Here is a 25,844-nt window from a genome sequence, read left to right on the forward strand (position 1 = left end):
GCGAGCTGATACCCCATGTCTTTTTTTCTCGAGGAGAAGTCCATGTTCTTTGACTTTGGGTCATTACCACCGGAAATCAATTCCGCCCGAATGTATTTGGGTCCAGGTTCGGGATCGATGTTGGCCGCTGCGGCGGCCTGGGACCAGCTGGCCGCCGAGTTGCATTCGGTTGCCGCGGACTACCAGTCAGTGGTCTCGCAACTGGCCAGCGGGCCGTGGCTGGGGTCGGCGTCGATGTCGATGGCAGCCGCCGTCGCACCGTATGTCGAGTGGATGCGCACGACCGCGAGGCAGGCCGAACACGCCGCCGCCCAGGCCAGAGCCGCTGCGGGCGCGTACGAGTCGGCACGTGCGAGCACCGTGCCGCCGCTGGTGATCGCCGCCAACCGCTCGCTGCAGGAAACACTGGTGGCCACCAACATTCTGGGCCAGAACACTCCGGCGATCGCGGCCACGGAGTTCCACTACAGCGAAATGTGGGCCCAAGATGCTGCGACGATGTACGGCTATGCCGGCGCCTCCGCCGCAGCCTCGAAGGTGACGCCGTTTACGCCACCGCCGCCCACCACCAACCCGGGGGCAACACAGGCGGCCCTGTCACGGTTGACGTCGGCGATCCCAACCACGTTGCAGGAAGCCGCATCTCCCTCGCTTTCTACGTCGCGCATGTGGGAGAACCTGGAGGAGATGTGGACGACAATCACCATGGATCCACATTTCTGGTCCAGGACGGGCTCGACGATCACGTCCGTGATTTCGACCGGAAAGTCGCTGATTCCTGCGGCCAAGGCAGCCGAAAGCGGCGTGAAGGCGTCCGGCTCATTGCTGGGCGGAGGGCTGGGCTCGCTGCTGAACAGTAGTGCGGGCTCGGCCGGGTGGGCGGGTGCGGGCGGGCCGGGCGTCGCCGCGGGCCTGGGCCGGGCCGCGTCGATCGGGGCGCTGTCAGTGCCGCAGAGTTGGTCCGCGGCAGTGCCGGCGGCGAATTCCGTTGCCGCAGCTGCGTTGCCCGCGGGTTCTGGCGGCTTCAACGCCGTCCCGGTGAGCGGTCCGGCGGGGCCGGCGGGTGTGCCAGTCATGCCGATCACGGGAATGGCCGGGCATGGCGCCGCGCGACTGGCCGATGCTGCCCGATTCCTGCCGCGGCCCAACATGCTTCCGCGGTGGCCGGCCGGGGGGTAATCAGGCTTCTGCTCGAGGTCGGTGTCGAAGAGACCACTCGGGGTTGTTCCGCAAACTGCAACTGTTCATGTCCAGCGGTTCGCGTTATGCCGCGTTCAAGTGACCCCGTCGGACTGCTCATCTTGGTGCTGGATGTACACCGCGACCTGTTCGATATCGGGAAATAAGGCAGGGCAATACGTCTTCACCTGCTCAATTTCGATGTCGACCGCGGTCCTCACAGGTAGCCGGTAGTGTTCGGCGATCGCTTCCGCTACCGCAGTAATTACACCCTCATCGTGAGCAGGCTCGCCGTTCAGATCGCTACCGAGGACGCGGCAGGTAGCTTCTTCGCTGTCGCCTACCGGATCATTCGGGTCGGCTCGCGCATCCACTGACCCCGAACCAACTGCGACCGTCAGGATTGCTACAGCGATGAGGGTTGAAAAACGGGGAAACATGAGTTCGACCTCCTCGTCAAAGGACGTTGCCCGAACGCATCGCAGCGTATTCCTCGGCGAGCTTGATCACCGATGAACGGCCGAAGTTTTGGTCGATCCGCAAACGACCCAGGCCTTGCTGCGCAACTGCATCAAGCAAGCACAGCCGTTGAGCCACACACAGCGTTCGGCAAGCGATTAGTCTGACGCGGCCCGCGGGTGAGTTTGGCCAACCCCTGTGGACAAAGTCCCAACTGGGGATAACCCGGGCCGGAACGGATCTCGCCGGTATTTCTTGTCAGTGGCCCCAAATAGTGTCGCAGTATGTTCGATAACGCGTTGCCGGACCTCGGGGAACTGAGTAGCGCCGATGACTCGATGGTGGTCGCGGCGGTTACCGGTTGGGGGCGGGCCGAAGCGGCGGCGGCGGCGCGCCGACTGGCCGCGATCGGCGAGCTGGTGACCCGCCGGGTGCACGGCGGGTCGCCCGAAGCCGGCCGGTGGTCGTGTGACAACTGGGACGCGATGGCCGCGGAAGTCGCTGCCGCCCAAGGCATTAGCCATGGCATGGCGTCGAGTCAGATGTATTTGGCGGTGGCCTTGCGCGACCGGTTGCCCCGAGTGGCGGAGTTGTTCGCCGAGGGCATGATCAGCTACGGACTGGTGCGCACGATCGTCTGGCATACCGATCTGATCAAGGACCCCGAGGCGTTGCGGCTGGTGGATAAGACCTTGGCCGAGGACGCAGCCCGTTTTGGGCCGCTGTCGGCGAACAAGACGGCGCAGGCCATCGAGGCGATCGTGGATCGGTATGACCCGGGGGCGTTGCGGCGCACCCGCGCCCACGCCCGCAGCCGTGATGTCGTGATCGATTCAGCCGACCAGCAGTCGGGCACTGCGCCGATGTGGGGGCGGTTGTTCGCCGCCGATGCCGCGGTGTTGGATCGGCGGCTGATGCAGATGGCTCATGAGGTCTGCGATGACGACCCGCGCACCATCGCGCAGCGCCGCGCCGATGCGTTAGGGGCATTGGCTGCCGGCGCGCAGCGGCTGGCGTGCACCTGCGGCAACCCTGATTGCCCCGCGGTTGCAGACGGCGCGGAGCGGTCAGCCAACGTGTTGATCCACGTTGTGGCGCACGAATCAGCGGTGCACGCGCAGCCCGACCCGCATCTATCGGGACAAACCACGCCTGCCCCGATCAGGCCGGACGAAGCCCTGTGTCGACCTCCAGATCCGGAGCCCGACGTGCCTGCGGTGACGTTGCCGCCCGCCGTGCTCACCGGTGGCGCGGTGGTCCCCCCGGTGCTGCTGGCCGAGTTGATTCGAAACGGTGCCAAGCTTCAGCCGCTGTGGCACCCCGGCGACTCCGCGCCGGAATCGGGATATCGCCCCTCGGTGGCGCTGGAGCGCTTCGTGCGCTGTCGGGACATGACGTGCCGGTTCCCCAATTGTGATCGTCCGGCGGAGTTTTGCGATGTCGACCACACGGTGCCCTATCCGTTCGGGCCGACGCATGCCTCCAACCTCAAGCTATTGTGCCGAAAACATCACTTGCTCAAGACTTTTTGGACCGCCTGGCATGATGAGCAATGGCCTGACGGCACCGTGGTGTGGACCTCGCCGACCGGGCACACGTACACCACGCGGCCGGGCAGTCGCCTGCTGTTCCCGAGCCTGTGCCTGCCCACCGGCGAATTACCTTCTGCGCCAACCACCGATCAGCCACCCGGTGACCGTGGGCTCATGATGCCGCTGCGGCGACGAACCCGCGAGCAAGACCGCGCCAAACGCATCGACGCCGAACGCGCACTCAACGCCGCCCACATAGCCGAACGCAACCAACCGCCACCCTTCTAGGGATTAGCGCAGCAACGCTCGCGCCATCACCACGCGCTGAATCTGGTTGGTGCCCTCATAGATCTGGGTGATCTTGGCGTCGCGCATGAAGCGTTCGACCGGGAAGTCGATGGTGTATCCGGCGCCGCCGAACAGCTGGACCGCGTCGACGGTGACCTCCATCGCCACATCGGAGGCAAAGCATTTCGACGCCGCGGAGATGAAACCCAGGTTGGGCTCGCCGCGTTCGGCGCGGGCGGCCGCGGTGTAGACCATCAGCCGGGCCGCCTCCACCTTCATCGCCATGTCGGCGAGCATGAACTGCACGCCCTGGAATGTGCTGATCGACTCGCCGAATTGCTTGCGGCCCTTGGTGTATTCGATCGCCGCATCCAACGCGCCCTGCGCAATACCGACCGCCTGCGCACCGATCGTCGGACGGGTGTGATCCAACGTCGCCAACGCAGTCTTGAACCCCGTGCCCGGTTCGCCGATGATGCGATCCCCCGGGATTCGGCAGTTCTCGAAGTACAACTCTGTGGTCGGCGAGCCCTTGATGCCCAGCTTCTTTTCCTTGGGCCCCACCGAGAAACCCTCGTCGTCCTTGTGCACCACGAACGCCGAAATCCCGTTGGCGCCCTTGTCCGGATCGGTCACCGCCATCACCGTGTACCAGGTCGACTTGCCGCCGTTGGTGATCCAGCTCTTGGAGCCGTTGAGAATCCAGTCGTCGCCGTCGGCGACGGCCCGCGTGCGCATCGACGCCGCATCGCTGCCGGACTCCCGCTCCGACAGCGCATACGACGCCATCGCCCCCTCGTTGGCCAGCGTCGGCAGCACCTGCGCCTTGAGTTCCTCCGACCCCCGCATGATCAGGCCCATGGTGCCCAGCTTGTTCACGGCCGGAATCAGCGACGCCGACGCGTCGACGCGCGCCACTTCCTCGATCACGATGCACGTCGCGACCGAGTCCGCGCCCTGGCCGCCGTACTCCTCGGGCACGTGCACGGCATTGAAGCCCGATGCGTTCAGCGCCGCCAGCGCCTCTTCGGGAAACCGCGGCGTCTCGTCGACGTCGGCGGCGTACGGAGCGATCTCTTTTTCCGCCAACGCGCGGATCGCCGCCCGGAGCTCGTCATGCTCCTCGGGCAGCTTGAACAGATCAAACGACGGGTCTCCAGCCCACCCAGCCATCCCGGCCCTCCTTAACTACTCGCCGGTAACTTTACCGCGCAGCGCCTCGTCCTTCGCCAGCACCGACTCGGCCAGCTGGTCCTGGAACTCCACCACCCGGCTTCGCAGCGCCGGATCGGATGCGCCCAGGATCCGCACCGCCAGTAAGCCCGCGTTGCGGGCCCCACCGATCGACACCGTGGCCACCGGCACCCCGGCCGGCATCTGCACGATCGACAGCAGCGAGTCCAGCCCGTCGAGCCGGCCCAACGGCACCGGAACCCCGATCACCGGCAGCGGCGTGGCCGAAGCCACCATGCCCGGCAAGTGCGCGGCGCCGCCGGCCCCGGCGATGATCACCTCGATGCCCCGGTCCGCCGCCCCGCGCGCATAGTCGAACATCCGCCCCGGCGTGCGATGTGCCGAAACCACCCCGACCTCGAACGGAACGTCGAATTCGGCCAGCGCATGGGCGGCGTCCTGCATCACCGACCAGTCGCTGTCGCTGCCCATGATCACCCCAACGCGGGGCTGCTGGGTCATATGCGCCGCTCCTTCTCATCGCTTCGCTCTGCATCGTCGCCGGCGCGGCCATGCGGATCCCATCCGTCGGTCCACTGCCCATGCGACAACCAGTGTGCCGCCAGCGCGGCGCGCTCACGCAGCTTCGTCAGCTGCTCGCGGTCCTCGGCCGGGAAGTGGCCGAGGAAGTTGACGTGCCCGATCTTGCGACCCGGCCGTTCGCCCTTGCCGTAGAGGTGAACACGGGCCTCGGGCATCCGCGCGAACAGGTGGTGCAGCCGCTCGTCGACGGTCATTGTCGGCGTCTGCGCGGCCCCAAGCACGTTGGCCATCACCGTCACCGGCACGGTGGCGTCGGTGTCGCCGAGCGGATAGTCCAGCACCGCGCGCAGATGCTGCTCGAACTGGCTGGTCCGCGCGCCGTCCATGGTCCAGTGCCCGGAGTTGTGCGGGCGCATCGCCAGCTCGTTGACCACCAGCTCGCCGTCGACCGTCTCGAACAGCTCGACGGCCAGCACGCCCACCACGCCCAGCTCGGCCGCCAATCGCAGCGCGAGCTGCGCAGCCCTGGCGCCGACGTCGTCGGGCAGCTCCGGCGCCGGCGCGATCACCTGCACACAGATGCCGTCGCGCTGAACCGTTTCCACCACCGGCCACGCCGCGCCCTGCCCGAACGGCGAACGCGCCACCAGCGCGGACAGCTCGCGGCGCATTGCCACGCGCTCCTCGACCAGCACCGGCACGCCGGAGCCCAGGAAATCGCCGGCGATCTCGCGGGCCTGCGCCAGGTCGTCGGCCATCCGCACGCCGCGGCCGTCGTACCCGCCCCGGGCCGCCTTGACCACCAGCGGACCGTCGACGCTGCGGGCGAAGGCGTCCACGTCGTCGGGCGCAGAGACGGCTGCATACCGCGGCACCGGCGCGCCCAGCGCGTCGAGCCGTCGCCGCATCACCAGCTTGTCCTGGGCATGCACCAGCGCCTGCGGCGGCGGCGCCACGTTGACCCCTTCGGCGACCAGCTTCTCCAGCAGCTCGGCCGGAACATGTTCGTGGTCGAAGGTCAGCGCGTCGGCCCCGGCCGCGACGCGGCGCAGGTCGTCGAGGTCGGTGTGCGAGCCGATCACGACGTCCGGGCTGACTTGGGCAGCGGGGTCGTCGGCGTCGGCGGCCAGCACCCGCAGGGTTTGACCCAGCGCAATCGCGGCCTGGTGTGTCATCCGGGCGAGTTGGCCGCCGCCGACCATCGCGACCAGCGGAGCAGCGGTGGGTGTACTCGTCACGCCGAATATGGTGTCATGGCCCGCCGACCGGGGTATTTACCGGCGGTGACACCGATGCTTCGCAGAGGCGAGCGTCAATACGTACACTGGCGAGCTGTGTCATTCACCGACGCCACGATCGAGCGACTGCCCTCGCTGATCCGGCCTTATGCGGAACGCCACCACGAGCTGATCAAGTTCGCCATCGTCGGCGGCACCACATTCGTCATCGACTCGGCGATCTTCTACACGCTGAAGCTGACCATCCTGGAGCCCAAGCCGGTGACCGCCAAGGTCATCGCCGGCATCGTCGCGGTCATCGCGTCCTACATCCTGAACCGCGAGTGGAGTTTCCGTCACCGCGGCGGCCGTGAGCGCCACCACGAAGCGCTGCTGTTCTTCGCGTTCAGCGGGGTCGGCGTGCTGCTCTCGATGGCGCCGCTGTGGTTCTCGAGCTACATCCTGCAGCTGCGGGCGCCGACGGTGTCGTTGACCGTCGAGAACATCGCCGACTTCATTTCGGCCTACATCATCGGCAACCTGCTGCAGATGGCGTTCCGGTTCTGGGCGTTCCGGCGCTGGGTCTTCCCGGACGAGTTCGGCCGCACCTCGGAGATGGCGCTGGAATCGGCCCTGACCGCGGGCGGCATCGCCGAGGCCATGGAGGACAACATCGAAGGCGGCGGCACCGTCACGCTGATGCGTGCCTGGCGGTCACGCCGGTCTCAGCTCGAAGATTCCTCCGAGCCCAGGGTGTCGAAAACCTCGTGATACAGCAGCGCGTGGACTTGCTCCACGCGCGGAATGTCGTGGAACTCCAACGGATCTTGTGACGCCGACTCGATGATCAGCGTTCCGGTGCGCAAGATCCGGTCGATGATGCGGTGCCGGAACTCGACGCTGTTAATCCGCGCGAGCGGGATGTCGATACCGCTTCGGGTCAGCAGTCCGTGCCGGAACATCACCCGCCGGTCGGTGATCACGAAATGCGTTGTGAGCCAATCGAGGAAGGGCAGGAGCGTCAGCCAGCCGACGACGATCAGCCAGATCGCCCAAATCACCGCGTAGATAACGTTTTTGGCGGTCGGTTCCCACTCGGTGGTGTTGACGACGGCCGACACGAACGACGCCAGCCCGGTCGCCACGATGAGGACGAAGATCGCGCCGATCAGCCGCTTCCAGTGCGGATGGCGATGCAGCACGACTTGTTCGTCGCCGGCCAGCACGTTGTCGGGGTAGGGCACGGCTGCACTCTAAACGCCGGGCCGCAGATGGGTGATGTCTCCGGCCGAGACCGTCTCGACCTGCCCGCCGGTGTCGATGCACAGCCGGCCCAGCTCGTCGATCGCCTGTGCGACGCCGACGATCTCGTGGTCGCCGGGCAGGATCGCTCGCACCCGGGTGCCCAGGGTCAGGCTGCGGTGCTGGTAGGCGGCGAACAGCGCCGGGTCGGCGCCGCCCGCAGTGCGCCACGCGTCGATGCGGGCGGCCAATTCGCGAAGTACCCTGTGCGCCAAGGTGTTTCGGTCAGCCGGCGATCCCAGCATCAGCAGCGAGGTGGCCGCCGGGTCGGGCGCTTCGTCGGCGGTCAGCGTCACGTTGAGTCCCAGACCGACGACGATGACCGGCGCCGGCGCCGCGACTTCGGCGAGGATCCCGGCCAGCTTCCCATCGCCGATCACCACGTCGTTGGGCCACTTCAATCCGGCGCTGACCCCGGCGACCGCAGCCAGCGCGTCGACCACGGCCACACCGGTGGCCAGCGGCAGCCAGCCCCATCCCGACCGCGGCACCGATGCCCCGCCCACGCCGACCGACAACGCGATCTGTGCGCGCGGCGGCGCCAGCCAGTGCCGGCCGTGGCGCCCGCGTCCGGTGGTCTGGTACTCCGCCATGAGCACCGCGCCGTCAATGTCTTCGCCGTTGCTCGCGCGTGCCAGCAGGTCGGCATTGGTGGACCCGGTTTCGTCGACCACGTCGAGCTGACGCCACGGCAGCCCGGGGCCGATCAGCCCGTCGCTGATCGCCGTCGCATCCAACGGCGTCCTGTGATCCATGGACACTCAGCCTAAGACGACGTACTGGATTGGGATCGGAATCTAAGGAACCGCTAAGCTCGACAGCCATGACAAGCGTTTCCGATGCCCACGTCGAAGCCAAGGCTGAACACGAGATCGACATCCACACCACCGCGGGCAAGCTGGCGGAACTGCGCAAGCGGACCGAGGAGACGCTGCACCCGGTCGGTGAGGCCGCCGTCGAGAAGGTACACGCCAAGGGCAAGCTGACCGCCCGCGAGCGCATCTACGCGCTGCTCGACGACGACTCGTTCGTCGAGCTCGACGCGCTGGCCAAGCACCGCAGCACCAACTTCGGGCTGGAGCAGAAGCGACCGCTCGGCGACGGCGTGGTCACCGGCTACGGCACCATCGACGGCCGCGACGTCTGCATCTTCAGCCAGGACGTCACCGTATTCGGCGGCAGCCTCGGCGAGGTGTACGGCGAGAAGATCGTCAAGGTGCAGGACCTGGCGATCAAGACCGGCCGCCCGCTGATCGGCATCAACGACGGTGCCGGCGCCCGCATCCAGGAGGGTGTGGTCTCGCTGGGTCTCTACAGCAAGATCTTCCACAACAACATCCTGGCTTCCGGTGTGATCCCGCAGATCTCGCTGATCATGGGTGCCGCGGCCGGCGGCCACGTCTACTCCCCCGCCCTGACCGACTTCGTGGTGATGGTCGACCAGACCAGCCAGATGTTCATCACCGGCCCCGACGTGATCAAGACGGTCACCGGCGAGGACGTCACGATGGAGGAGCTCGGCGGCGCCCACACCCACATGGCCAAGTCCGGCACCGCGCACTACGTCGCCTCCGGCGAGCAGGACGCGTTCGAGTACGTTCGCGAGCTGCTGAGCTACCTGCCGCCCAACAACTTCACCGATCCGCCGCGGTACGCGGTGCCGGTTCCCGAGGGCGCCATCGACGAGAACCTCACCGAGGAAGACCTCGAGCTGGACACGCTGATTCCGGACTCGGCGAACCAGCCCTACGACATGCACGAGGTGATCACCCGCATCCTCGACGACGACGAGTTCCTCGAGGTGCAGGCGGGTTACGCCCAGAACGTCGTCGTGGGGTTCGGCCGCATCGAGGGCCGGCCGGTCGGAATCGTCGCCAACCAGCCGACGCACTTCGCCGGCTGCCTGGACATCAACGCCTCGGAGAAGGCGGCCCGCTTCGTGCGGACCTGCGACTGCTTCAACATCCCGATCGTCATGCTGGTCGACGTGCCGGGCTTCCTGCCGGGCACCGACCAGGAATACAACGGCATCATCCGGCGCGGCGCGAAACTGCTGTACGCCTACGGCGAGGCCACCGTTCCCAAGATCACCGTGATCACCCGCAAGGCCTACGGCGGCGCGTACTGCGTGATGGGCTCCAAGGACATGGGCGCCGACGTGTGCGTGGCCTGGCCGACGGCACAGATCGCGGTGATGGGCGCCTCCGGTGCGGTCGGGTTCGTGTACCGCCAGCAGCTTGCCGAGGCCGCCAAGAAGGGTGAGGACGTCGACGCACTGCGGCTGAAGCTGCAGCAGGAGTACGAGGACACCCTGGTCAACCCCTACATCGCCGCCGAACGCGGTTACGTCGACGCGGTCATCCCGCCGTCGCACACCCGCGGTTACGTCGGCACGGCGCTGCGGCTGCTGGAGCGCAAGATCGCCCAGCTGCCGCCGAAGAAGCACGGGAACATTCCGCTATGACCGAAGAAACTCACGACCCGCACATCGAGGTCCTCAAGGGCAACCCGACCGACGAGGAGTTGGCCGCGCTGATTGCGGTGCTGGGCAGCGCCGGCGGTGGCGGAGGTGAAACCGGGCAGCCCGAACGCACTCGGTGGGGCTTGCCCGTCGACAGGCTGCGCTACCCCGTGTTCAGCTGGCAGCGGATCACGCTGCAGGAACGGATGCACATGCGGCGATGACCCGCCGCGGCACGACGATGATGCCGGCGGAGCCGGGATCGAGAAGTGGCGCATGACCCGCGTCGTGCTGGCGTCAGCCTCCCCGGGCCGTCTGAGGGTGCTGCGTCAAGCCGGTGTCGACCCGCTGGTGGTGGTTTCCGGTGTCGACGAAGATGCGGTCATCGCAGCGCTGGGGCCGAATGCCGCACCCGCCGAGGTGGTTTGCACGCTTGCGGCAGCCAAAGCCGACGAAGTGGTGGCCGGCCTTGACCCGGCGGTTGCGGCGGATTGCGTTGTCATCGGCTGTGACTCGATGCTGGAGGTCGACGGCAAGCTGGTCGGCAAACCCGGATCGGCGGACGTTGCACGGCGGCAATGGCATTCGATGGGCGGGCGGTCCGGACGGCTGCACACCGGACATTGCGTGCTGCGGGCGGACAGCGGCTCCGTCACCCAACGCGAAGCCGAAACAGGCACTACCACAGTGCATTTCGCCACTCCGACGGAAGCTGACCTGGAGGCATACGTCGCCAGCGGTGAACCTCTGCAGGTGGCGGGCGGGTTCACGATCGACGGGCTGGGCGGCTGGTTCGTCGATGCGATCGAGGGTGACCCGTCGAACGTCATCGGGCTGAGCCTGCCGCTGCTGCGGCGCATGCTGGGCCGCGTCGGTTTGACACTCACCCAAATCGGCTTCTAGCGCCCAGTGTGGGCTTTAGGTACGCGGTTCGGCGCCCAAGCGTGCTTTAGGCCCACGCTCGGCGCAGGCCAGCCGACGCCAACCGTGACCTAACTGCAATCTGGCGCGCCCGCCGCGGTTGCCGGGTTCGGCCGCAAAAGACCCGCACACTGGGCCGATGCCAGTCGAAGAAACCATGTGGGACGTCGGCGTCCCGCGCGACATCGACCGCTATGACGTCGAGCGCCTGCGCGCCGCGCTGGCCGACGTCGTCCGCAACCAACTGTCACCCGGCAAGCGACTGCTGCGGGTGGTCGCGTGGAGTCCCAACGCGGGCGCGCTATTCCGGCCCAAGCCGGGCACCCGACGCTTCGCGGTGGCCTACGAGGTCGCGCTGGGCATCTGACGCTCACCTGGCGGTAGGCTCGACACTGTGCCGCTACCACCAGATCCCAGCCCCACCCTGGCCGCCTACGCCCATCCGGAGCGGTTGGTCACCGCCGACTGGCTGGCCGGCAATATGGGCAAACCCGGGCTGGTCATCGTCGAATCCGACGAGGACGTACTGCTTTACGACGTCGGCCACATCCCCGGCGCAGTCAAGATCGACTGGCACACCGACCTCAACGACCCCAGGGTCCGCGACTACATCACCGGCGAGCAGTTCGCCGACCTGATGAACCGCAAGGGCATCTCGCGCGACGACACCGTGGTGATCTACGGCGACAAGAGCAACTGGTGGGCCGCGTATGCGCTGTGGGTCTTCACGCTGTTCGGCCACCCGGATGTCCGGCTGCTCAACGGCGGTCGCGACCTGTGGCTCTCCGAGGGCCGGGAGACGACGCTCGACGTCCCCACCAAAACGTCGACCGGCTACCCCGTCGTCGAACGCAACGACGCACCGATCCGCGCATTCAAAGACGACGTGCTCGCCATCCTGGGCTCTGAGCCGCTGATCGACGTGCGATCCCCCGACGAGTACACCGGCAAGCGCACCCACATGCCCGACTACCCCGAGGAAGGTGCGCTGCGGGCCGGGCACATCCCGACCGCGGTGTCGATCCCGTGGGCCAAGGCCGCCGACGACAGCGGCCGGTTCCGCCCCCGCGAGGAGCTCGAGCAGCTCTACGGGTTCATCGAGCCGGACGACAAGACCATCGTGTACTGCCGGATCGGCGAGCGATCCAGCCACACCTGGTTCGTTCTGACCCACCTGCTCGGCATCCCCGGGGTGCGCAACTACGACGGCTCGTGGACCGAATGGGGCAACACCGTGCGGGTGCCGATCGTCGCCGGCGAAGAAGCAGGAGCTGTCCCGGCCCGATGAGCATGCCCGCGCCGCTGGCCGAAGTGGTGTCCGACTTCGCTGAAGTCCAGGGCCAAGACAAGCTGCGGCTGCTGCTCGAGTTTGCGGAGGATTTGCCGGACTTGCCCGCCGAGCTCGAAGAGGCGGCCATGGAGCCGGTCCCGGAATGCCAGTCGCCGCTGTTCCTGCACGTCGACCCCAGCGATCCCGAGCGGGTCCGGCTGTATTTCTCCGCCCCGCCCGAAGCACCCACCACCCGCGGCTTCGCGTCCATCCTGGCGGCCGGGCTCGACGAGCAGCCCGCCGCCGACATCCTGGCCGTGCCCGAAGACTTCTACACCGATCTGGGGCTGGCCGCGCTGATCAGCCCACTGCGGCTACGGGGCATGTCGGCGATGCTGGCCCGGATCAAACGACGCCTACGCGAGCCTTAGACTCTCTCCGACAGACTTGTAAGAAAATCTCTTAGAGAAACGTCCAGCCATAAACAGGAGGCGCAGTGCCTAGTCACGCCAGCTCGAAGATCGCCAAGGTTCTCGTCGCCAATCGCGGTGAGATCGCGGTCCGGGTGATCCGGGCGGCCAGGGACGCCGGCTACCCCAGCGTGGCGGTGTACGCCGAACCCGACGCCGACGCGCCACATGTACGGCTGGCCGACGAGGCGTTCGCGCTGGGTGGCCAGACCTCGGCCGAGTCCTACCTGGACTTCGGCAAGCTCCTCGAGGCCGCCGAGAAGTCCGGCGCCAACGCGATCCACCCCGGCTACGGATTCCTTTCGGAGAACGCCGACTTCGCCCAGGCCGTCATCGACGCCGGGCTGATCTGGATCGGGCCCAGCCCGCAGTCCATCCGCGACCTCGGTGACAAGGTCACCGCCCGGCACATCGCCGCCCGCGCGCAGGCTCCGCTGGTGCCCGGCACCCCCGACCCGGTCAAGGACGCCGACGAGGTGGTGGCCTTCGCCAAGGAGTACGGCGTGCCGATCGCGATCAAGGCCGCGTTCGGCGGCGGCGGCAAGGGCATGAAGGTCGCCCGCACCATCGAGGAGATTCCCGAGCTGTACGAGTCGGCGGTGCGTGAGGCCGTCGCCGCGTTCGGCCGCGGCGAGTGCTTCGTCGAGCGCTACCTCGACAAGCCCCGCCACGTCGAGGCCCAGGTGATCGCCGACCAGCACGGCAACGTCGTCGTCGCCGGCACCCGCGACTGCTCGCTGCAGCGCCGCTTCCAGAAGCTGGTCGAGGAGGCGCCCGCGCCGTTCCTGACCGACGCGCAGCGCAAGGAGATCCACGAGTCCGCCAAGCGGATCTGCAAGGAAGCGCACTACTACGGCGCCGGCACCGTCGAGTACCTGGTCGGCCAGGACGGCCTGATCTCGTTCCTCGAGGTCAACACCCGGCTGCAGGTCGAGCACCCGGTCACCGAGGAGACCGCGGGCATCGACCTGGTGCTGCAGCAGTTCAAGATCGCCAACGGCGAGAAGCTCGACATCACCGAGGACCCGACCCCGCGCGGGCACGCCATCGAGTTCCGGATCAACGGCGAGGACGCCGGCCGCGGCTTCCTGCCGGCACCCGGGCCGGTCAGCAAGTTCGAGCCGCCGGCCGGACCGGGCGTGCGGCTGGATTCCGGTGTGGAGACCGGTTCGGTGATCGGCGGGCAGTTCGACTCGATGCTGGCCAAGCTGATCGTCTACGGCGCCAACCGCGACGAGGCGCTGGCCCGGGCCCGCCGCGCGCTGGACGAATTCCACGTCGAGGGCCTGGCCACCGTCATCCCGTTCCACCGCGCCGTGGTGTCCGACCCGGCGTTCATCGGCGACGGCAACGGCTTCTCGGTGCACACCCGCTGGATCGAAACCGAGTGGAACAACACGATCGAGCCGTTCACCGGCGGCGAGCCGCTCGACGAAGAGGACGCCCGCCCGCGGCAGAAGGTGGTCGTCGAGGTCGGCGGCCGCCGGCTCGAGGTGTCGCTGCCGGCCGACCTGGCGTTGTCCAACGGCAGCGGTGGCGACGCGGCCGGGGTCATCCGCAAGAAGCCCAAGCCACGCAAGCGCGGCGCGCTGGCCGGCGCCGCCGCCTCCGGTGACGCGGTGACCGCCCCCATGCAGGGCACCGTGGTCAAGGTCGCCGTCGAAGAGGGCCAGGAGGTCACCGCCGGCGACCTGGTGGCGGTCCTGGAGGCGATGAAGATGGAGAACCCCGTCACCGCGCACAAGGACGGCGTCATCACCGGCCTGGCCGTGGAGGCCGGCGCCGCGATCACCCAGGGCACAGTTCTCGCCGAGATCAAATAGTTGCAGCCCGTCCAGATCAACGCGGGCGGGTGGTATTTGCTCCCGCGCGACGACGCCGACTCCTACGAGTGGGCGGTGTGCGAGGCGACGACCGGCGAACCGCAGGCCGACGTGACCCTCGACCCGGGCACCGGCGAGATCGCCGCCCGGGCCCGGGACGGGCACGACGACGCCGCGGCCGCAGCCACCGAGGCGGTGCAGCGATTTGCTGCCGCAATAGGGGTGCGAAGCGCGCCGGCCCAGGAGTAAGGTCAAGACAGGTTGAGTTCACAGCCGCCCGGAACAACGTCAATGACGTGCGGGGAGGCCACCAACTGATCCACCCCGCCGTAAGGGGCCACCACTTGACGTGATCCACAGCACGATGCTCGTTGACTGATGGAGTCACCAATGTCCACAACTGAAGGATCTGCGGCCATCGCATTTCCGTCTCAACCGTGGGAAAGCCACACCGCCCGTTTCACCGCTCATCGCGACGCGTCGGCCGCTGTGGTCACCGCGAGCGGCGAGCTCGACGCGTCCAACGCGAATCAGCTCGCCGACTACGTAGCGCGCTGCGCAGGTCATTCCAAGTCGCTGGTCGTGGACTTAAGCGGCGTGGAATTCTTTGGCACCGCCGGTTTTTCGGCGTTGCACACGATCAATGTCCGGTGCGCCGGCGCGGATGTGCGCTGGGCGGTGGTTCCCAGTCACGCGGTGTCCCGCTTGCTGCGGATCTGCGATCCGGACAAGACGCTCCCGATCGCGGAGTCGGTGGCCGAGGGGCTGGCCGACAACGACGAGCCGCGTCGCCTACTCCAGCTGATCGCGCAGTCGCGTTAGCGATTTCGCCAGCAGGCGAGACACATGCATCTGTGAGATGCCGACGCGCTCGGCGATCTGCGTCTGCGTCATCGATTCGAAGAACCTGAGCACCAACACCGTTCGCTCGCGTTCGGGCAGCGCGTCCAGCAGCGGGCGCAGCGCTTCGCGGTTCTCGATCCGCTCGAGCCCGGAGTCCACATCGCCAAGTGTGTCGGCGATGGCGCGGGCGTCTTCGTCGCCGCTGCCGCCGCCGCTGTCGATGGACAACGTGTTGTAGGAGCTGCCCGCCACCAGACCCTCGATCACCTCGGTCCGGTCCATGTCCAGCTCGTCGGCCAGCTCCGACGCGGTGGGCGCTCGGCCGAGCCGCTGAGAAAGGTCCGCAGTGGCGGTACCCAGCCGCAGGTGCAGTTCCTTGAGCCGCCGGGGCACCTTGACCGACCAGCTGTTGTCCCGGAAATGGCGGCGGACCTCCCCCATGATCGTGGGCACCGCGAACGAGACGAAGTCCGATCCGGCGTCGACGTCGAAGCGCACGACGGCGTTGACCAACCCGACCCGGGCAACCTGCACCAGGTCGTCGCGTGGTTCGCCGCGTCCCTCGAACCGGCGGGCGATGTGGTCGGCCAGCGGCAGGCACCGCTCCACGATTTTGTCGCGCTGACGCTGGAATTCCGATGAGTCGCCCGACAGACTGGCCAACTCACGGAACATATCCGGAACATCGGCGTATTCATTGGGCCGCGAAGCCGAACCGCCGACAGCTCGCGCTGTCACCTGGTAGAGCCCGCCCGTCGCGTCGTCAACGTAATGCCGAATACGCCGCCGGACCCTTCGGGCCCGCGACCGTCGTGGAAGGTCTGGACGTCGTCGGTCAGCGAGGTCAGCACATGCCAGCTGAAGCTGCCGGGCGTCACCACATCGGAGGTCTGGCAGGCCGCCGACGCCTGGACCACCAATTCGCGCTCGCGCGGGTCGACCACCACAACCAGCGTCGCGTCGGGGGTCGCGGAGCGGATCAGCCGGGTACACACCTCGTCGACCGCCAGTCGCAGGTCGGCCACCGCGTCGAAATCAAGGTCCTCGAAAGCGCCGACGGCGCCGACCAGAGTGCGCAGCATCGCCAGATTCTCCAGGCGGGCGGCGACCCTGAATTCGATGGCGCGGTCACCTCGTTGCTGGGCGTTACCTGACACTTCGGTAGCGGTCATCTGGCCTCCCGGCAATATTTGACTGAGACTACCCCCGCGTTCGAGCCGGTTAGTCATGAGGAGCGCCGGGTATTCCACCGGCCATGGAAGAGGCCGACACCACGGAAGTTCGCCGTACACGACGATTTCGGCGCACAGCGGTGATCGCGGTGATAACGCTGCTCGTCGTGATCTTGGTGGCGATCGGGGTCTACGTGATCGCGTTTGTGATTCTGGCCCCGATGCTCGGGTAACCGGGTTGCTGCGCCGTTGCCGGCTGCTGTTGAAGTCATCATTGTGTAGACCTGATACCCCCTCGCCGCGGCGAGCGAAACCCAGGAGAGTGCGATGGACAACCGCGATCCTTTGTCCGACGAGGTTCCCGTCGCCGACGCCGTCGAGCAGGAGCAGGAAACCACCGCCGTGCCGGAGGCGCCCGACCGGGAGATTCCACCGGTCGAGGCGAATGCCTCGGACTGGCAGGAGCAGCGTCAGGAGATTGTCGGCGCCGACGACGACGACCGCGACTTCTACCGCGAGTGAGCTCTGCCAGACCTAGGCTGGTGACATGACGCAAATTCTGGTGCGTGCTGTCGTGGTCATGGTTTCGTGGGCGGTCGGGCTGCTGGTGGCGGCGTGGGTTGTCCCGGGTGTGGCGGTGTCGGCGTCGGGATTCATTGTCGCCGTGGCGATCTTCTCGATAGCGCAGGCGCTGCTGTCGGTGTTGATTTTGAAGTTGCCCCATGCATATGCGTCACTCGTGCTGGGCGGCACCGGCCTGGTGTTGACGGTGATCGCGCTCGGGCTGGCATCGGCGTGGACGGACGGGCTGAACTTGCGGGACATCGCGTCGTGGGTTGCGGCGACGGTGGTGGTGTGGCTGGTGACCACGATCGGGGCGATTTGCCTGCCAGAGGTGTTCGCGCGCAGTGAGGTCGGCCCGGCCTGAGCGGTCAGTGAGTAGCATTTGAGTTACCTGGTCCGATGACGGAGGGGAGCTGATGGGCGACACGCACCACAATCCGACGGATCCATTCCGGACCACCCAGCCACACGCCGGGATCACGATGAAGGACAACTTGTTCTGGCCGGGCTTCATTCTGCTGGCGGTCGCGGTGGCGGGGATGATCAGCACCGCGGCGGTCGCCGCCTATCGGCATTACGAGTGGCTTTCGGCGACAGTCGCGATCGCGGTGCTCGGAATCATCGCGGGGGCGCTGTGGTTCGTCATCGAGCTGCGCCGGGTGGCTCGCATCGAGGAGCAGCTGGAGTCGCGGCAGTCGTCAACCAGCTAGCGCGGGTCCGGCGATCGGCGGGACCCCCATCGTCAGGGTGACGAGCATCAGCATCAACAGGAACCATCCCGCGCCCTGCCATGCCCACCAGGTGCCGTGGTCGCGCCAGATGCGATAGGTGCGCACGAATGCCCACACTCCGCTGGCCAACAAGATGGCCGGAGCGCCGAATGCCAGCAAAGTCCGTTGCGGCGCACCGCAGGCGACGGTGTCGACAGCCACACCGCCGCATGTGCTGACCCACAGCGCCGCAACGATCAAAAACGCCACTCCGGCGACGCCAGCCAGCACCGCGAACCGAACGGCCGACTGGACGTCGCGGTCCTGGAGCCCCAAGTGGTCGCCACCTGAGCGCTGACGTGGTTTTTGCATCTGCCAACCTCTATTTTGCGTTCGGCTGCTTTGTGATGCATCGGTAAATCGGCGACTTGGGTTACATCGCCGTCGCGGCTTTGCCGCAGAGCCCTTGGCTAGACCCGACCTCACCGAGCTTGCCCGGGGTATACCCGGTGGTAGGAGGCGGTAAACACGTCACGGACAGCGTCTATCGCCTCGTCGATCTCGGCGCGCGAGACGGTCAGCGCCGGCCGGAAGCGCACGCCGTCGGCGCCGGTGGGCAGCACGATCACCCCCCGTTGCCACAACTCGCGGATCACCTCGTCGCGCTCGGCGGGGCCGGGCAGGCTGAACGCGCACATCAGGCCGCGGCCGCGGACGTCGAGGACGGCCGGGAAGTCGGCGGCGAGTTCGTCCAGGCGGGCCTTTAAGTAGCGGCCCTGGGCGGCGGCGTTGCCGAACAGCTCCTCGGATTCGATCACTTCCAGCATCCGGCGGGCGCGGACCATGTCGGTCAGGTTGCCGCCCCACGTCGAATTGAGCCGCGAGTTGACCGCGAACACGTTGTCGGCGACCTCGTCGACTCGCCGTCCGGCCATCACGCCGCACACCTGGGTCTTCTTGCCGAACGCGACGACGTCCGGGGCGACGCCCAATTGCTGGTAGGCCCAAGCGGTTCCGGTCAGCCCGCACCCGGTCTGCACCTCGTCGAAAATCAGCAGGGCGTCGTATTCGTCGCACAGTGCGCGCATGGCGGCGAAAAACTCCGGGCGGAAGTGGCGGTCGCCGCCCTCGCCCTGGATGGGTTCGGCGATGAAGCAGGCGATGTCGTGCGGGTGCGCTTCGAACGCCGCGCGGGCCTGGCGAAGCGACTCGGCTTCGAGAGCGTCCATGTCCGCTTCCGCGCGGATCACCGGCGCGTCGATGCGCGGCCAGTCGAATTTCGGGAAGCGCGCCACGTTGACCGGGTTGGTGTTGGTCAGCGACATCGTGTAGCCGCTGCGGCCGTGGAATGCCCCGCGCAGGTGCAACACCCGGGTGCCGAGTGCGGGGTCGACGCCGCGCGCCTCGTTGTGCCGGCTCTTCCAGTCGAAGGCGATTTTCAGCGCGTTCTCCACCGCCAGGGCACCGCCGTCGATGAAAAACAGGTGCGGCAGCGCCGGATCGCCCAGCACCCGTACGAAGGTCTCGACGAAGCGGGCCATTGGCACCGAGTACACGTCGGAGTTGCTCGGCTTGTTGACCGCGGCCCGGGCGAGTTCGGCGAGGAAATCGTCGTCGGCGGCCAGCGCCGGGTGGTTCATGCCCAGCGCCGACGACGACACGAACGTGAACATGTCCAGATAGCGCCGGCCACTGCGGGCGTCGACCAGATACGAGCCGGCCGAGCGCTCCACATCGAGCACCAGGTCGAAGCCGCCGAGCGTAATGCTGCGGCCCAGCACGTCCAGAACCCGGTCGGGCTGCAGCTGTTCGTCGGTGCGGGCCAGCACAGTCATGCCCCGATTTTAGCAACACGTTTACGCTTCTAAGGGCACGACACCGCAAGACTTACGGCACAAACTGCCTGCCACTGTAAAAAGTACGTAGAATGATCGTGCTTCGCGTCCGAACGTTGGCCGTGGTCCGGATCCGCTGCAACAGGTCCTCCAACGCCCGCGCGGACTCGACACGGACCAGCAGGATGTAGCTCTCCTCGCCGGCCACCGAGTGGCACGATTCGATCGCCTCGATGTGTTGGAGGCGGGCGGGCGCATCATCGGGTTGGGAGGGATCGAGAGGAGTGATGGCCACGAACGCCGACAGCAGGTGCCCGACCGCTTCGGGGTCGATCCGCGCCGAATATCCAGTCACCACGCCGCGCTCCTGTAGGCGACGCACCCGCGCCTGGACCGCCGACACCGACAGGCCGGCGCTGGCCGCCAGGTCCGACAACGTCGCGCGCCCGTCGGCGACCAGCTCGCGCACCAGGATCCGGTCGATGTCGTCGAGAGCCATGGCCGGACGATAGCCGACGATGAGTGCTGCGAAGAAGCTTGCGGCGTGGCAGCTGCGGGAGCGGTTCGCCGCCGGGCTGTCGGCGATGTACGGCGGCGAGGTGCCGGCGTACCCGACGCTGGTGGGTGTCAGCACGCAGGTCAACCGCGAATACGTGCAACGGCATCCGGACGCCGAACGTCTCGGGTCTTTCGACCGGGTCACCGCCGAGCGGCACGGCGCGATCCGGGTCGGCACGCCGGGCGAGTTGGCGGCCGTCGCCGATCTGTTCGCCGCGTTCGGCATGGTCCCGGTCGGCTACTACGACCTGCGTGACGCGGCATCACCGGTTCCGGTGGTATCCACCGCGTTTCGGCCCGTCGATGCAGAGGAGTTGGCGCGCAACCCGTTTCGGGTGTTCACGTCGATGCTGGCGCTGCGGGATGCGCGGTTCTTCGACGCCGATCTGCGGGCGCGGGTGCAGGCGTTCCTGGCGCGGCGGCAGTTGTTCGACCCGGCGCTGATCGCTCACGCGCGGGTGATCGCCGCCGACGGCGGATGCGCGGCAGGCGAGGCCGACGAGTTCGTCGGGCAGGCGGTGGCGGCGTTCGCGCTGTCGCGCGAGCCGATCGACAAGTCGTGGTACGACGAGCTGTCCCGGGTGTCGGCGGTGGCCGCCGACATCGCCGGGGTGGGCTCCACCCACATCAACCACCTGACGCCGCGGGTGCTCGACATCGACGAGCTGTACCGGCGAATGACCGCGCGCGGTATTGCGATGATCGACGCGATTCAGGGCCCGCCGCGCACAGACGGGCCGCAGGTGTTGTTGCGCCAGACGTCGTTTCGCGCGCTTGCCGAGCCGCGGCGGTTCCGCTGCGACGACGGCTCTGTTGTCGAGGGCGCTGTGCGGGTCCGGTTCGGCGAGGTTGAGGCCCGCGGTGTAGCGCTGACCCCGAAGGGCCGCGAACGCTACGACGCAGCCATGGCCTGTGCGGACCCGGCGGCGGTGTGGGGCGAGTACTTCCCGTCGAGCGACGAGGAGATGGCCGCCGGTGGGCTGGCCTACTATCGCGGCGGCGACCCGGCGAAACCCGTTGTCTACGAGGACTTCCTGCCGTCGTCGGCGGCGGGGATCTTTCGCTCGAACCTGGATCGCGACGCGTCGAGCCGCGACGGCGTCGACGACTCCGGCTACAGCATGGACTGGATGGCCGGGGCGATCGACCGGCACATCCACGACCCCTATGTCCTCTACGAAACCGAGGAGAACGCCGCATGAGCTTGCCCACCGCTGAGGAACTACGCGCCCGGGTGCGTGGCGCGCTGGACGCGATCGGCGCTGACGTCGCGCTCGGGGAGCCGGGCGGCCACGGGCTGCCGGCCGGCACGCCGATCACCGGCGACGTGCTGTTCACCGTCGACTCGGCTGCCGACGTCGACGCCGCGATTACGGCTGCGGCGCAGGCGTTCTCGTCGTGGCGGGCCACCCCGGCACCGGTGCGCGGCGCGCTGGTGGGCCGACTCGGCGAGCTGCTCACCGCGCACAAGGCAGAGCTGACCACGCTGGTGACCGTCGAGGTCGGCAAGATCACCGCCGAGGCACTGGGCGAGGTGCAGGAGATGATCGACGTCTGCCAGTTCGCCGTCGGGCTGTCCCGGCAGCTCTACGGGCGCGTCATCGCCTCCGAGCGGCCCGGGCATCGGCTGCTGGAAACCTGGCATCCGCTCGGTGTGGTGGGCGTGATCACCGCGTTCAACTTTCCGGTCGCGGTGTGGGCGTGGAACACCGCGGTGGCGCTGGTGTGCGGCGACACCGTGGTGTGGAAGCCCTCGGAGTTGACGCCGTTGACGGCGCTGGCCTGTCAGGCGCTGATCGAGCGGGCGGCCAGTGATGTCGGGGCACCGCCGGGAGTGAGCGGTCTGGTGTTAGGTGACCGCGAGGTCGGCGAACAGCTGGTGGACGACGAGCGGGTCGCATTGTTGTCGGCGACGGGTTCGGTGCGGATGGGCCGCGAGGTCGGGCCCCGGGTGGCGTCACGGTTCGGCCGGGCGCTGCTGGAGCTGGGCGGCAACAACGCGGCGATCGTGACGCCGTCGGCCGACCTGGATTTGGCGTTGCGCGCCATCGTGTTTGCCGCCGCCGGCACCGCCGGGCAGCGCTGCACCAGCCTGCGCCGCCTGATCGTGCACCGCTCGCTGGCCGACGAGGTCACCGAGCGCATCGCCGCGGCGTATCGCCAGTTGCCGATCGGCGACCCGAGCGCGGACGGCACACTGGTCGGCCCGCTGATCCACGAGACCGCCTACCGCGACATGGTGGGCGCGCTGGAGAAGGCCCGCGCCGACGGCGGGCAGGTCATCGGCGGCGAACGCCACCACCTCGGCCCGGAAAGCGCCTACTACGTCGCGCCGGCGCTGGTGGGGATGCCGGCGCAAACCGCGACCGTGGCCACCGAGACGTTCGCCCCGATTCTCTACGTGCTGGCCTACGACGACCTCGACCAAGCGATAGCAATGAACAACGCTGTGCCGCAGGGGCTTTCGTCGGCGATCTTTACCAGCGACATGCGCGAGGCGGAACGCTTCATCGACGGCTCGGACTGCGGCATCACCAACGTCAACATCGGCACCTCCGGCGCCGAGATCGGCGGCGCGTTCGGCGGCGAGAAGCACACCGGCGGCGGCCGGGAGTCGGGCTCCGATGCGTGGAAGGGCTACATGCGCCGCGCCACCAACACGATCAACTACTCCGACGAGTTGCCGCTGGCGCAGGGCGTGACGTTCACCTAGCGTCGCGGCCCTGCCTGCTGCGGCCGTAAGCGCCGCGGCGCAACTCCGTCAACCAGGCCGGCGCCAGCCCGACGTCCGCAGGGCTGTGGATCGTGGGATCGAAGACGAGGTCGCGGGCCTCGTCGCCGGCCAGCAGCCGGTTGAGCGTCAGCTGCCCCAGCGCCTCGAAACTCCCTGTCCCCCTGGCCTGTTCGACGACGAAAATCAGACCTCCGTCGTCGACCTGGTTGCGGACACTGTCCAGCGACACTCCGCCGCCGGCGATCTCGGTGATCAGCCGGGCGCGGATCCACCAGTAGTTCTGCGCGTAGTGAAGCGGCATCAGGCTCGACAGCGTCACGTTCGACCACGACGTCGCAGGCCGCACCCCGACGCGGGTGAGCAGTCCGGTACCGGTGGACGCCAACAGCACGTCCCAGCCGACCGGCGGGTAGGACGAGGCCGGCATCTTCCAGGCCAAGCCGACGATGTCGGGCAGGCCGCCGGGAGTCCCGATGCCCTTGGAGACCCGCGCGACCACCTCGCACGACGTGATCGGCAGTCCCTGGTCTGGCGGGGCCCACCGCTCGATCCAGCCGCCGGCGAACACCCCGTCGGGATGGAACACCCGGCGGCCCCGAAGGGCCGCGGCCCACCGGAACGGCGTGGTGACCAGGTCGGAGAACGCGATCGTCATCAGGCCGGCACCGAATCGGTTTCACGGTCCCAAGCGCGATGCTTGGTCAGCGCGGACGCGAACGCCTCGAAGAAGTCGTCGGACAGGTCGTCGGCGGCCGCCGTGGTCGTCACGACGCCATGGGAGTCAACAACTTTCGTGTCCTCGGCGGTCTGCTCGGCTATCCCGGCCTTCGGCAGCAACTTGACACCCTCCCCGAAAGCACCCACCGGCTTGTAGTGCTTGTACGCCTCGGTGACGAAGTGCATCGCGTACCCGTCGGCGGCCAGTGTCGCCATGGCGTCGGGCCCGCAGGGCAGCACCACCGCGTCGTAGAGCACCGACGCCACGCTGCTGATGGCGCGGTCGACGGCGATCTCACCGCCCGAGCCGCCCGACAGGCTGCCGCCGCCGACCGGAGCCAGCACCTCCGGGATGGCGCCGCGCTGCCGCATCGCCCGGATGAGCCGGTCCGTGCCCGCTACGTCGACACCGTCGGCGGCCAGCACCGCGATCTTGCGGCTCTCGATGCTGTCGGTGGCGGTGTTGAGTTGCGAAAGCGCCGGCGAGGCAGGCATTTTGTCGTCGACGGGCTGTTCGTCGGGCACCGGCAGCCCGAGTTGTCCTGCGACCTGCGCGGCCAGCTCATGGTCGACCAGGTTCAGCTGTTCGACCACCCGCGCCCGGATCTCGACGGTCTCCACGTGGCCGAGTTCGAACGCGTAGGCGGCCACGATGTGTTTGGCCTCCACCGGCGACATGCTCTTCCAGAACATCCGGGCTTGGCTGTAGTGGTCCTGAAAACTCTTGGCGCGCTGGCGGATCTTCTGCCCGTCCACCTTCTGGGTGTAGTGGCGGAACACGTCCTCGTCCGCCAGCGCAGGGCAGCCACCGCCCAGCGAGTTCTTGTAGTAACTCGACTTTCCTTTCGGAATGGCGATCTGTCCGTAGCCGTCGTGCTGGTTGGTGCGGACCTCGGCCACCGGCCGGTTGACCGGCAACTGGGCGAAATTCGGCCCGCCCAGGCGGATCAACTGAGTGTCCAGGTAGGAGAAATTGCGGAACTGCAGCAGCGGGTCGTTGGTGAAGTCGATGCCGGGCACCACGTTGGCGGTGTGGAAGGCCACCTGCTCGGTTTCGGCGAAGAAGTTGTCCGGGTTGCGGTTGAGCACCATCTTGCCCACCGGGCGAACCGGAACCTGTTCCTCCGGAATGATTTTCGTGGCGTCGAGCAAATCGAAGTCGAAGTTGAACTCGTCGCTCTCGGGCACCAACTGCACACCGAGTTCCCATTCGGGGAACTGGCCGACCTCGATGGAGTCCCACAGGTCGCGGCGGTTGAAGTCGGGGTCCTTGCCGGCCACCTTCTGGCATTCGTCCCAGACCAGCGAGTGCACACCGAGGCGCGGCTTCCAGTGGAATTTCACAAACGTGCCTTCGCCTTTGGCGTTGACCAGCCGGAAGGTGTGCACGCCGAAGCCCTGCATCATCCGGTAACTGCGCGGCAACGACCGATCCGACATCAGCCACATGATCGTGTGCAGCGTTTCCGGTTGCAGCGACACGAAGTCCCACAGGGTGTCATGCGCAGACTGGGCTTGCGGAATTTCGTTGTGCGGCTCGGGTTTCACCGCATGCACGAAGTCGGGGAACTTGATTCCGTCCTGGATGAAGAACACCGGAAAGTTGTTGCCGACGAGGTCGTAGTTGCCCTGGTCGGTGTAGAACTTGGTCGCGAAACCCCGCACGTCGCGCACGGTGTCGGCGGAGCCCCGCGAGCCCGCGACCGTCGAGAACCGCACGAACACCGGCGTCTGCTTGCCGGGCGTCGTCAAAAATTTCGCGACGGTGTAGTCGGCAAGCGAGTCGTCGTACGGCTCGAAATAGCCGTACGCGCCCGCGCCGCGGGCATGCACCACACGTTCGGGGATGCGCTCGTGGTCGAAGTGGGTGATCTTCTCTCGGGCGTGGAAATCCTCCAGCAGGGTGGGCCCGCGCTCGCCGATGCTCAGCGCGTCGTCGGTGTGGTCTACCCGAACACCTTGCTGTGTCGTCAGGTAACCGGTGTCCCGCTCGACGCGGTATTGGTCGAGCTGCTGCTGCTTGGGATTTGCGTTCTTGTCAGCCATTGCGTCCCTTCCCAGATAGGAATTCCA

At 67.5% G+C, this 25,844-nt stretch carries 30 protein-coding genes and 1 pseudogene; 18 read left to right on the forward strand and 13 right to left on the reverse strand.

Annotated elements, in window-relative coordinates; genetic code table 11:
- Window positions 1–42: 42 nt before the first annotated feature.
- Window positions 43–1,179, forward strand: coding sequence for a PPE family protein (locus MFM001_RS10925; RefSeq protein WP_116375428.1), 1,137 nt, complete (start codon window positions 43–45; stop codon window positions 1,177–1,179).
- A 95-nt stretch (window positions 1,180–1,274) separates the two neighbouring features.
- Here the strand turns inward: MFM001_RS10925 and MFM001_RS24330 are convergent, their stop codons facing one another.
- Complete coding sequence (locus MFM001_RS24330) at window positions 1,275–1,619, reverse strand: hypothetical protein (protein WP_142760686.1); 345 nt, start codon at window positions 1,617–1,619, stop codon at window positions 1,275–1,277.
- Window positions 1,620–1,922: 303 nt separating this feature from the next.
- Here MFM001_RS24330 and MFM001_RS10930 point away from each other — a divergent pair, with 303 nt between their 5' ends.
- Complete coding sequence (locus MFM001_RS10930) at window positions 1,923–3,458, forward strand: HNH endonuclease signature motif containing protein (RefSeq protein WP_116375289.1); 1,536 nt, start codon at window positions 1,923–1,925, stop codon at window positions 3,456–3,458.
- A gap of 3 nt (window positions 3,459–3,461) precedes the next feature.
- Here MFM001_RS10930 and MFM001_RS10935 read toward each other — a convergent pair whose 3' ends face one another.
- Genes MFM001_RS10935 through MFM001_RS10945 form a run of 3 tightly spaced genes read right to left on the reverse strand, consistent with a single transcriptional unit; the run spans window position 3,462 to window position 6,376 of the window.
- Window positions 3,462–4,631: an acyl-CoA dehydrogenase gene (locus tag MFM001_RS10935; RefSeq protein ID WP_116375290.1), complete on the reverse strand. Its 1,170-nt coding sequence runs from the start codon at window positions 4,629–4,631 to the stop codon at window positions 3,462–3,464.
- 15 nt (window positions 4,632–4,646) lie between these two features.
- Window positions 4,647–5,153: a 5-(carboxyamino)imidazole ribonucleotide mutase gene (purE, locus tag MFM001_RS10940; protein WP_116375291.1), complete on the reverse strand. Its 507-nt coding sequence runs from the start codon at window positions 5,151–5,153 to the stop codon at window positions 4,647–4,649.
- Window positions 5,150–6,376 (reverse strand): 5-(carboxyamino)imidazole ribonucleotide synthase, encoded by a 1,227-nt coding sequence (locus MFM001_RS10945; protein WP_238159108.1) that lies wholly within the window; start codon window positions 6,374–6,376, stop codon window positions 5,150–5,152. The genes purE and MFM001_RS10945 overlap by 4 nt, the downstream gene beginning before the upstream one ends.
- 132 nt (window positions 6,377–6,508) lie before the next feature.
- Here MFM001_RS10945 and MFM001_RS10950 point away from each other — a divergent pair, with 132 nt between their 5' ends.
- The gene (locus MFM001_RS10950; protein ID WP_192886910.1) at window positions 6,509–7,162 is read left to right on the forward strand and encodes a GtrA family protein; all 654 of its coding nucleotides are present in this window, start codon (window positions 6,509–6,511) and stop codon (window positions 7,160–7,162) included.
- Here MFM001_RS10950 and MFM001_RS10955 read toward each other — a convergent pair.
- Window positions 7,117–7,635: a PH domain-containing protein gene (locus tag MFM001_RS10955; RefSeq protein ID WP_116375294.1), complete on the reverse strand. Its 519-nt coding sequence runs from the start codon at window positions 7,633–7,635 to the stop codon at window positions 7,117–7,119. The two genes, MFM001_RS10950 and MFM001_RS10955, sit on opposite strands and share 46 nt — an antisense overlap.
- A gap of 9 nt (window positions 7,636–7,644) precedes the next feature.
- On the reverse strand, window positions 7,645–8,448 hold the full coding sequence (locus MFM001_RS10960) for a biotin--[acetyl-CoA-carboxylase] ligase (RefSeq protein ID WP_116375295.1): 804 nt from the start codon (window positions 8,446–8,448) through the stop codon (window positions 7,645–7,647).
- Between the two features lie 68 nt (window positions 8,449–8,516).
- Between MFM001_RS10960 and MFM001_RS10965 the strand changes: the two genes are divergently transcribed.
- The 9 genes and pseudogenes from MFM001_RS10965 (at window position 8,517) to MFM001_RS11005 (ending at window position 15,460) form a co-directional block, all read left to right on the forward strand.
- Complete coding sequence (locus MFM001_RS10965; protein ID WP_116375296.1) at window positions 8,517–10,157, forward strand: acyl-CoA carboxylase subunit beta; 1,641 nt, start codon at window positions 8,517–8,519, stop codon at window positions 10,155–10,157.
- A gap of 11 nt (window positions 10,158–10,168) precedes the next feature.
- Window positions 10,169–10,378 (forward strand): annotated as a pseudogene (locus MFM001_RS10970) (acyl-CoA carboxylase subunit epsilon); the annotation flags it as partial.
- A 52-nt stretch (window positions 10,379–10,430) separates the two neighbouring features.
- Window positions 10,431–11,057, forward strand: a complete 627-nt coding sequence (locus tag MFM001_RS10975; protein ID WP_116375298.1) for a nucleoside triphosphate pyrophosphatase — start codon at window positions 10,431–10,433, stop codon at window positions 11,055–11,057.
- 157 nt (window positions 11,058–11,214) lie between these two features.
- On the forward strand, window positions 11,215–11,442 hold the full coding sequence (locus MFM001_RS10980; protein ID WP_238159093.1) for a hypothetical protein: 228 nt from the start codon (window positions 11,215–11,217) through the stop codon (window positions 11,440–11,442).
- A 27-nt stretch (window positions 11,443–11,469) separates the two neighbouring features.
- Entirely contained in the window at window positions 11,470–12,363 is an 894-nt protein-coding gene (locus tag MFM001_RS10985) for a sulfurtransferase (protein WP_116375299.1), read from the forward strand.
- Entirely contained in the window at window positions 12,360–12,776 is a 417-nt protein-coding gene (locus tag MFM001_RS10990) for a SufE family protein (RefSeq protein WP_116375300.1), read from the forward strand. Before MFM001_RS10985 ends, MFM001_RS10990 begins: the two co-directional genes overlap by 4 nt.
- 65 nt (window positions 12,777–12,841) lie before the next feature.
- Complete coding sequence (locus MFM001_RS10995) at window positions 12,842–14,638, forward strand: acetyl/propionyl/methylcrotonyl-CoA carboxylase subunit alpha (protein ID WP_116375301.1); 1,797 nt, start codon at window positions 12,842–12,844, stop codon at window positions 14,636–14,638.
- Entirely contained in the window at window positions 14,639–14,887 is a 249-nt protein-coding gene (locus MFM001_RS11000) for a hypothetical protein (RefSeq protein WP_116375302.1), read from the forward strand.
- A gap of 129 nt (window positions 14,888–15,016) precedes the next feature.
- Complete coding sequence (locus MFM001_RS11005) at window positions 15,017–15,460, forward strand: STAS domain-containing protein (RefSeq protein WP_371685525.1); 444 nt, start codon at window positions 15,017–15,019, stop codon at window positions 15,458–15,460.
- On the opposite strand, the gene MFM001_RS11010 is transcribed toward MFM001_RS11005, so the two are convergent.
- Window positions 15,431–16,219 carry an RNA polymerase sigma factor SigF gene (locus MFM001_RS11010; protein ID WP_116375304.1) on the reverse strand — a complete coding sequence of 263 codons (789 nt, stop codon included), beginning with the start codon at window positions 16,217–16,219 and terminating at the stop codon, window positions 15,431–15,433. The genes MFM001_RS11005 and MFM001_RS11010 overlap by 30 nt on opposite strands.
- Window positions 16,216–16,653 (reverse strand): ATP-binding protein, encoded by a 438-nt coding sequence (locus MFM001_RS11015; protein WP_116375305.1) that lies wholly within the window; start codon window positions 16,651–16,653, stop codon window positions 16,216–16,218. The genes MFM001_RS11010 and MFM001_RS11015 overlap by 4 nt, the downstream gene beginning before the upstream one ends.
- Window positions 16,654–16,736: 83 nt before the next feature.
- Here MFM001_RS11015 and MFM001_RS24620 point away from each other — a divergent pair, with 83 nt between their 5' ends.
- The 4 genes from MFM001_RS24620 (at window position 16,737) to usfY (ending at window position 17,927) form a co-directional block, all read left to right on the forward strand.
- Complete coding sequence (locus MFM001_RS24620; RefSeq protein ID WP_192886911.1) at window positions 16,737–16,886, forward strand: hypothetical protein; 150 nt, start codon at window positions 16,737–16,739, stop codon at window positions 16,884–16,886.
- Window positions 16,887–16,980: 94 nt separating this feature from the next.
- On the forward strand, window positions 16,981–17,175 hold the full coding sequence (locus MFM001_RS11020; RefSeq protein WP_116375306.1) for a hypothetical protein: 195 nt from the start codon (window positions 16,981–16,983) through the stop codon (window positions 17,173–17,175).
- Between the two features lie 25 nt (window positions 17,176–17,200).
- Window positions 17,201–17,581, forward strand: coding sequence for a phage holin family protein (locus tag MFM001_RS11025; protein WP_116375307.1), 381 nt, complete (start codon window positions 17,201–17,203; stop codon window positions 17,579–17,581).
- 52 nt (window positions 17,582–17,633) lie between these two features.
- On the forward strand, window positions 17,634–17,927 hold the full coding sequence (usfY, locus tag MFM001_RS11030) for a protein UsfY (RefSeq protein ID WP_192886912.1): 294 nt from the start codon (window positions 17,634–17,636) through the stop codon (window positions 17,925–17,927).
- Here usfY and MFM001_RS11035 read toward each other — a convergent pair.
- The 3 genes from MFM001_RS11035 to MFM001_RS11045 all read right to left on the reverse strand — a co-directional run bounded on the left by MFM001_RS11035 (window position 17,916) and on the right by MFM001_RS11045 (window position 20,261).
- On the reverse strand, window positions 17,916–18,299 hold the full coding sequence (locus MFM001_RS11035) for a hypothetical protein (RefSeq protein WP_116375308.1): 384 nt from the start codon (window positions 18,297–18,299) through the stop codon (window positions 17,916–17,918). The genes usfY and MFM001_RS11035 overlap by 12 nt on opposite strands.
- Before the next feature lie 110 nt (window positions 18,300–18,409).
- Window positions 18,410–19,762 carry an L-lysine 6-transaminase gene (gene lat / locus MFM001_RS11040; RefSeq protein WP_116375309.1) on the reverse strand — a complete coding sequence of 451 codons (1,353 nt, stop codon included), beginning with the start codon at window positions 19,760–19,762 and terminating at the stop codon, window positions 18,410–18,412.
- A 52-nt stretch (window positions 19,763–19,814) separates the two neighbouring features.
- Window positions 19,815–20,261 (reverse strand): Lrp/AsnC family transcriptional regulator, encoded by a 447-nt coding sequence (locus tag MFM001_RS11045; RefSeq protein ID WP_116375310.1) that lies wholly within the window; start codon window positions 20,259–20,261, stop codon window positions 19,815–19,817.
- Between the two features lie 19 nt (window positions 20,262–20,280).
- On the opposite strand from MFM001_RS11045, the gene MFM001_RS11050 reads away from it, so the two are divergent.
- Together MFM001_RS11050 and MFM001_RS11055 are read left to right on the forward strand one after the other, a co-directional pair.
- A complete protein-coding gene (locus tag MFM001_RS11050) occupies window positions 20,281–21,522 on the forward strand; it encodes a VOC family protein (protein WP_116375311.1) in 1,242 nt (413 codons plus the stop codon).
- Window positions 21,519–23,033, forward strand: a complete 1,515-nt coding sequence (locus MFM001_RS11055; protein ID WP_116375312.1) for an aldehyde dehydrogenase family protein — start codon at window positions 21,519–21,521, stop codon at window positions 23,031–23,033. The genes MFM001_RS11050 and MFM001_RS11055 overlap by 4 nt, the downstream gene beginning before the upstream one ends.
- On the opposite strand, the gene MFM001_RS11060 is transcribed toward MFM001_RS11055, so the two are convergent.
- Window positions 23,026–23,709: a phosphodiesterase gene (locus tag MFM001_RS11060; RefSeq protein WP_116375313.1), complete on the reverse strand. Its 684-nt coding sequence runs from the start codon at window positions 23,707–23,709 to the stop codon at window positions 23,026–23,028. The genes MFM001_RS11055 and MFM001_RS11060 overlap by 8 nt on opposite strands.
- The gene (locus tag MFM001_RS11065) at window positions 23,709–25,817 is read right to left on the reverse strand and encodes a catalase (protein WP_116375314.1); all 2,109 of its coding nucleotides are present in this window, start codon (window positions 25,815–25,817) and stop codon (window positions 23,709–23,711) included. The genes MFM001_RS11060 and MFM001_RS11065 overlap by 1 nt, the downstream gene beginning before the upstream one ends.
- Window positions 25,818–25,844: the final 27 nt, after the last annotated feature.

Source organism: Mycobacterium sp. MFM001 (assembly GCF_003402475.1).
GTDB lineage: Bacteria > Actinomycetota > Actinomycetes > Mycobacteriales > Mycobacteriaceae > Mycobacterium.